Annotated in this window: 8 protein-coding genes and 2 tRNA genes; 8 read left to right on the top strand and 2 right to left on the bottom strand. The window is 65.7% G+C overall.

Annotated elements, in window-relative coordinates; translation table 11 throughout:
* Position 1 precedes the first annotated feature (1 nt).
* From yacG to ACIQ3R_RS13700, 8 genes are all read left to right on the top strand, one after another.
* Positions 2-154, top strand: coding sequence for a DNA gyrase inhibitor YacG (gene yacG, locus ACIQ3R_RS13735; RefSeq protein ID WP_397419426.1), 153 nt, complete (start codon positions 2-4; stop codon positions 152-154).
* Positions 155-339: 185 nt separating this feature from the next.
* Positions 340-415: transfer RNA gene (locus tag ACIQ3R_RS13730), tRNA-Phe, on the top strand.
* A gap of 529 nt (positions 416-944) precedes the next feature.
* Positions 945-1853, top strand: a complete 909-nt coding sequence (locus ACIQ3R_RS13725; RefSeq protein WP_397419424.1) for a MotA/TolQ/ExbB proton channel family protein — start codon at positions 945-947, stop codon at positions 1851-1853.
* 5 nt (positions 1854-1858) lie between these two features.
* A complete protein-coding gene (locus ACIQ3R_RS13720) occupies positions 1859-2293 on the top strand; it encodes an ExbD/TolR family protein (RefSeq protein ID WP_397419422.1) in 435 nt (144 codons plus the stop codon).
* Between the two features lie 11 nt (positions 2294-2304).
* A complete protein-coding gene (locus ACIQ3R_RS13715) occupies positions 2305-3012 on the top strand; it encodes an energy transducer TonB (RefSeq protein WP_397419420.1) in 708 nt (235 codons plus the stop codon).
* A 117-nt stretch (positions 3013-3129) separates the two neighbouring features.
* Positions 3130-3206: transfer RNA gene (locus ACIQ3R_RS13710), tRNA-His, on the top strand.
* Between the two features lie 299 nt (positions 3207-3505).
* Positions 3506-3736: a hypothetical protein gene (locus tag ACIQ3R_RS13705; RefSeq protein WP_397419418.1), complete on the top strand. Its 231-nt coding sequence runs from the start codon at positions 3506-3508 to the stop codon at positions 3734-3736.
* Between the two features lie 40 nt (positions 3737-3776).
* Entirely contained in the window at positions 3777-4160 is a 384-nt protein-coding gene (locus ACIQ3R_RS13700; protein WP_397419416.1) for a helix-turn-helix domain-containing protein, read from the top strand.
* Positions 4161-4181: 21 nt separating this feature from the next.
* On the opposite strand, the gene ACIQ3R_RS13695 is transcribed toward ACIQ3R_RS13700, so the two are convergent.
* Together ACIQ3R_RS13695 and ACIQ3R_RS13690 are read right to left on the bottom strand one after the other, a co-directional pair.
* Positions 4182-5804 (bottom strand): acyl-CoA synthetase, encoded by a 1623-nt coding sequence (locus ACIQ3R_RS13695; RefSeq protein ID WP_397419414.1) that lies wholly within the window; start codon positions 5802-5804, stop codon positions 4182-4184.
* A gap of 299 nt (positions 5805-6103) precedes the next feature.
* Positions 6104-6431, bottom strand: a 328-nt coding sequence (locus ACIQ3R_RS13690; protein WP_397419412.1) for a CoA transferase, incomplete at its 5' end; no start/stop codon positions are given.

Here is a 6431-nt window from a genome sequence, read left to right as displayed (position 1 = left end):
CATCTGCGGTCGGCCGATGGTGGAAGCCTACCGACCGTTCTGCTCGCGTCGCTGCGCCGATGTGGACCTGCAGCGCTGGCTGACGGGGGCTTACGCCATGCCCGCCGAGGAGGACGATCATGACGCCCAGGCCGCCGCCTCTGAGGACGATTGAGCCGAGAACAGGTCCCAGTCGGCTTGAATCAAGTCGATGGGGATAAAACGTGCTCGCCCCCTTAATGGCGAGGCCGTTTCCATCCGGTCACGATGATCCATCGTGACCGGGACGGCCCCTCGTCGCCGCCGCTGGACTTCAACGGCGCCCTGATTTATGGACGCGGCTCCCGCGCGGGCGGGCAGGCCTGGGTAGCTCAGTTGGTAGAGCAGCGGATTGAAAATCCGCGTGTCGGTGGTTCGAATCCGCCCCCAGGCACCATTTCTCCTACAGCGTCCTTGCAGGGTCCGAGACCGTTGAAGCGAACGGCCTGGGGACTGCGTTGATCTCCAAGGGCGCGCCATTCTCATCTTGTCGATACGTTCCGAGCTATTGCTGCGTTGCGGCATAAATCGAGTGCAGAGCGGCGCCGTCGACGTATCACGATGGCGCCCAATCGATGTGCAGCGCACAAAACTTCCGATGCGTCAGTAATTTGACGGGCCCGCGCGCGCTTCTGCCCCTTGACGCCTCGTTTGGGTGTTGCCAAAGGGTCGAGGCCGCTCTCCTAACAAAGCGGTAAGACTTTGAAGGCCCGCTCGCGGGCCCTCAAGGCCGTCCGGACCTAAGTACGTCGAGCGCCGCTGATCGTCAGCGGACCGCGTTCCGGGTCGGACGCACGACAGCGCCTCTGGGGCGTCGGGTCGCGTTTGCGGCTTGAGGTGCCGGGCTTGTATCAACTGGGGAAGAGACGCACCCGCGCGACGACCCTTTGGCCAATCGTGCTAGACCAACCAGGAACTGGCGACAGATGCTCGACAACAAATTGAAGATCACATTCTCGGCTCTCCTCGGCGCGATGGCGCTTGCGGCGAGCGCGCCGGCGTTCGCTCAGGACGCCGCCGCCCCCGCGGCTCCGGCCGCCGACGCTGCGGCCGCTCCGGCCGCCGATCCCGCGGCTGCGGCCCCCGCCGCCGCTCCTGAGGCGCCTGCCGCCGACGCTCCGGCTGATCCGCCGACCATGAAGAACGCCGGCAAGCTCAATGTCGGCACCATGTTCATGGACTCCGACCCGGTCGTGAAGGTCATCATGATCGGCCTGGTTCTGGCCTCGATTCTGAGCTGGGCGATCCTGATCACCAAGATCCTCGAGATGAAGGCGCTCTTTAAGGCGTCTGACGCCTTTGTTGAGGAGTTCCGGGGCGCCAAGAACGTCGGCGAGATGAGCCGCATCGCTCTTTCCGAGGCGCATGATGGCAATCCGCTGGCCGACATGGCGGCAGCCGCCGCTCAGGAGGTCGAACTCTCCAAGCAGGCTGGTCTCTCGATCGTCGGCGAGCATCGCGACTCCACCATTGGTCGCGCCCACCAGGCGGTCGGTGCGGTCCAGGCTCAGCTGGCTCGCCGCCTTTCGAGCGGCATGCAGTTCCTGGCGTCGTGCGGCTCCAACGGTCCGTTCATCGGTCTGTTCGGCACCGTTTACGGGATCATGAACTCGTTCATCGGCATTGCGAACACCAACACGACCAACCTGGCCGTCGTGGCGCCCGGCATCGCCGAAGCGCTGCTGGCCACGGGCCTTGGCCTCTTCGCCGCCATCCCGTCGGTTATCTTCTACAACTACTTCCAGACCCGCATCTCGGCTTACGGCGCGCGTTCCGAAGGGTTCGTCGCTGAGCTGATGAACGCGATCTCCCGGCAGCTCGACAAGGGGGCGTAACCTAGATGGCCGCCAAACTCTCGAGCGGAGGGGGCGGACGCTACGAAGCGGAACAGAACGCCGATATCAATGTCACCCCCTTCGTGGACGTGATGCTGGTGCTTCTGATCATCTTCATGGTGGCTGCGCCGCTGGCGAGCGTGACCGTAAAGGTCGAGCTCCCGCCTGCGGTGTCGCCGCCGGGCACCAACCCTCCCAAGCCGATCTACATCTCGCTCCAGCCGAACGGCGGCCTGTTCATCCAGGACTTCCGGACGGACCTTCCCAGCCTCGGTGACGACCTGCGGAAGAACCTGGGTGAGAAGCGCAATCCTACCAAGGAGCGCATCTTCATCCGGGCTGACAAAGACGTGCTCTACGGCGACTTCATGGGCGTGATGAACATGTTGCAGGACAACGGGTTCTACAGCGTGGCCCTGGTCGGCAAAGACGACAACTAAGGTGGTGACCCATGTCTGAGACATCACCGAACGAAGCCATTGTCCGGCACAACCCGTTTGACGATCCGCCGCCGGCCAAGCGCCCGGGGCTCGTGATCGCCGTCCTGGTGGCGATCGTGGTCCACGGGGCCTTGGGGGTTTATCTCTGGAAGGCGCGGTTCGAGCCCAAGTACAAAGAGTACTCGGACGAGATCACGGATGTGGCGCTGATCAAGCCACAAGCGCCACCGCCGCCGCCGCCTCCGCCGCCTCCGCCGCCGAACACGCCGCCGCCGCCGCCGCCCAAGCTGCAGCCAAGGCCGCCCGCGACGGTAATGGACATGCCCTCGATCCCGCCGCTGCCGGTTCCGCCGGTGGAACGCCGGATTGAAGAGCCTCGGCCTCCTGCGGCCCCGCCGCCGGAACCGCCGCGTCCGTCGGTGATCAGCAACCCGGACTGGCTTCGCCGCCCGTCTGGCGAGGACATCGCCCGCTACTATCCCGACCGCGCTCAGCGGATGGAAGCAGAGGGCCGTGCGAACCTCAGCTGCAAGGTGACCGCCCGCGGTACGCTCGAAGGCTGCACCGTGGTGTCCGAGGAGCCCGCCGACATGGGCTTTGGCGACGCCGCCATGCGGATGACGCGTCTGTTCAAGATGCGACCCCAGACCAAAGACGGGCAGCCCGTCGATGGCGGTACGGTCCGCATCCCGCTCCGGTTCGTCCTGCCCAAGGACTGATCCAGAGCCGTTACCTGAAACGCCCCGGTCGCGGCTTTCCGCGGCCGGGGTTTTTCGTGGGGCGGAGGGGCGCTTGATCCGCTCGTCCCACACCATTAGAACGCGCCTTCGCGATGCGCCGCCCTAGCTCAGTTGGTTAGAGCGCCAGATTGTGGCTCTGGAGGTCTCCCGTTCGATCCGGGAGGGCGGTACCATCGTGGCAACGGGGTCTTGCGACCACCAAAGCCTCATCTAGCCGAAGGTTGGCCCGACATAGAGCGGTGATGGGCGTTCCCTGGGAATTCTCCAGGACAGTTTGTCGCAGTGCAAAATTCGCCTTGCGTGCAGTGCAGCATAGGCGCATAACGACCTCGCCCTTTTGGGCGTTTCCTCCCTATGAACTGGCCGCGCCCTCGGGTGCGGCCTTTTTTTCGTCGCGTCCGGCGTGTACGCGCCCGTTCCGGTTGCTTGCGTTCTGCCTCTCATTGATCGACGTTCTCCCAAGGGAGACACGATGATTCCGGACACAGATCGCGTTGGCCGTCTGGCCCAAAACCTTGTCGAGCTGCTTTCGCCCTATGAGGAGGAACTGATCGAGCTGGAACGCGAGTTTCCACAGTATGGTCCCCTTCGGCGGGCCCTCGGCATCGCTATCGCAGAGGCCTGCTATGCGATTTCGGACCGGCCGGATCCGGTCCAGGCGTTCGCCCCACCGGCGGACAAGATCGACCGACGCGCCCGCTAGAGCGCGCCCGACCAAGATTGATTGGAGAGCCTGAAAGACTATGGCCAGCAAACCCGAGTCCGTCGCTGACCCCGTTGACGTCGCTGTGGGCGCGCGCATCCGGCTGCTGAGAAAAGTGCGCGGCCTGTCTCAACAGGCGCTGGCCGAGGCGGCCGGTGTCACCTTCCAGCAGATTCAGAAGTACGAACGCGGGGCCAACCGGGTCAGCGCCTCGATGCTGACGCGGATCGCCAAGACCCTGGAGGTGCCGATGGCCGAGATGTTCGGCGAAGCCACGACGTCGAGCGGGGCCGTCGACGAGGTGGCGGCCTTGCTGTCGGAACCCGGCGCGCTCGAGCTTCTGAAGGCCTATTCTGGACTGCCACGCGGCGTCTCACGGTCGGCGCTCGTCGAGTTTGTTCGTAGCCTCACGACGGCGCCCTAGGCCTGTACGGGCGATCGAACTCTAGGTGAGCGCCGCCAAGGCGCGATCCTTGATCGCCTTGTAGTCGACCTTGCCGTTCGGCGCGCGGCCGATGCTCTCGACCACCACGAGTTCACGCGGCGCCTTGTAGCCCGCGAGCTGGGCGCGGACGTGTTCGGCCAGGTCGGGCAAGGTCGGAGCGGCGCCCGCCTCAGGCTCGACCACCGCACAGATCCTTTCTCCAAATCGCGGGTCGGGCACACCGACCACCACGGCGTCGCGGACCGAGGCGTGGCGCTTGAGCGCTTCCTCGACTTCCTCGGGAAACACCTTCTCGCCGCCGGTGTTGATGCAAACCGATCCCCGGCCCAGCAGCTTCAAGGAGCCGTCGAGGTTCACCTCGGCCCAGTCGCCCGGCACGCTCCAGCGTACGCCCTCCATGACTTTGAAGGTCTTGGCGCTCTTCTCCTCGTCTTTGTAGTAGCCCATCGGCAGGAAGCCGGAGACGGCCACCAGGCCGCGTTCCCCGGAACCGGGCTCAACCCGCCGCCCGTCCTCGGTGAATACGCCGGTATTGGGACCAAGCATGAAGGCGGCGGTCTGGGCTTCCTGGCCGGCGGCAGAGGCCGAGGCCCCCAGGCCCACAGCTTCAGACGAACCGAAACTGTCGGCGATCATCGCCTGCGGAATGTGGCCGAGCAGGCCGCGCTTGTTCTCCTGGCTCCACATCGAGCCTGACGAGCTCATGGCGCGCACGCTGGAGAGGTTCCAGCGGCCCGGATTGGCGTCCAGCGCCTCCAGCATCGGCGTGGAAAAGGCCAGTCCGACCAGGACCACATTGGTGGCCGAGAGCCGCTCGACCTCGTTCCACAACTCCACGGCGTCGAACTTGCGCGAGGGCAGGCTGACCACGCTGCCGGCGTTGTTGAAGGCGATGAAGGCCGAGAATTGCCCTGTCCCGTGCATGAGCGGCGCGGCGACCACGCTGATCGGGCGGAGATGCTCTGGGTTCTGGTGCCGCGCGATCAACTCCGCGATCGAGGTTGCGGGCGGAATGCCCAGGGCGGCGTTGCCGCCGGCGCCGAGCACCTGGAACAGATCATCCTGCCGCCACATCACGCCCTTGGGCATGCCGGTGGTGCCGCCCGTGTAGAGCAACAGGAGGTCATCGCCCGAACGACCCCAGGGTGCGCGGACCGGGCGCGACGCCGGCGTCTTCGACACCACCGCATCGTAGTCATCCGCCCAGGTCGGAACGGCGTAGCCGGGTTCCGCCACGGCGATCCAGGCCTTCACCTTGGGCAGGCGCGGACGGATCTTCTCGATCAGTTCCGCAAAGCCGGCGTGGAACACGACGGCCTCAGCATCGGCGTTGTCGAAGAGATAGGTCACCTCTTCGGGGCCGTAGCGATAGTTGGTGTTGACCGGCGCCAGGCCCGCCTTGAAGGCGGCGAAGTAGGTCTCGAGGTACTCCGGGCCGTTGAAGAGGTAGCCCGCGACCTTGGCCTGATGGCCCAGGCCGCGCGCCAGCATGTGGGCGGCCAGCGCATCGGCTCGGGCGTCCATCTCGGCCCATGTCAGCACCCGGGGCCCCTGAATCTGGGCGGGCGCGGCAGGTTGGGCGGCGGCGATGGCCTCCCACACATCGGCAAGCGTCCATCCCATCCGCGTCAAGGCCTCCCAGCCGGTCTTGTGATTGGAAGCCAGCTTGGGGGCATGCCCTTGGGGGAAGTCAATTCGCCGGCGACGGCCGTCGGCGGAGGGTGCTGATGGACCGCCCCTTTCCCCGGCGCCCCCCGGGCTTGTCCGGGGATCCATTGCGCGCCAACCTTGGGTCTAGTCCGGCCTTGCCCTGGACAATGCGTGGCCCGGACAAGCCGGGCCATGACCAGGATCAGTTTCAGTCCGTAACGCGGCCTCTGACGCGTACGCCATGTCCTGCTCTTCAGCGCGGGCGTGCACCCTTACCCCCAGCCCTTCTCCTGGATGCTGCCGCGATCCGCGTCGAGCGCCGGGACTGAGGGATCGATCACGCCGGGTTCGTCCCGAAAAGTGATCGGCGTGCCGACCACCTCGTTTCCCTCGGGGTCGAAGGCCAGCATGCCGCGCGCGGCGACCGCCGGGTCCTCAAAACCTTCCTTCAGGTTCCGCACGGGCGCGAAGCAGACGTCCTTGCCCTCGAACCACGCTTCCCATTCCGCCCGGGTCCGGGCCCGGAAGGTCTCACGGTAGAAGTCGCGCAACGGGTACTGACCGGGGCCGGGTTGCAATTCGGCATAGGGTAGTAGGTCG

The organism is Phenylobacterium sp. (assembly GCF_044371015.1).
Lineage (GTDB): Bacteria > Pseudomonadota > Alphaproteobacteria > Caulobacterales > Caulobacteraceae > Phenylobacterium.
Note: the sequence above shows the minus strand (reverse complement) of the source record. Positions and strands in the feature narration are given on the sequence as shown.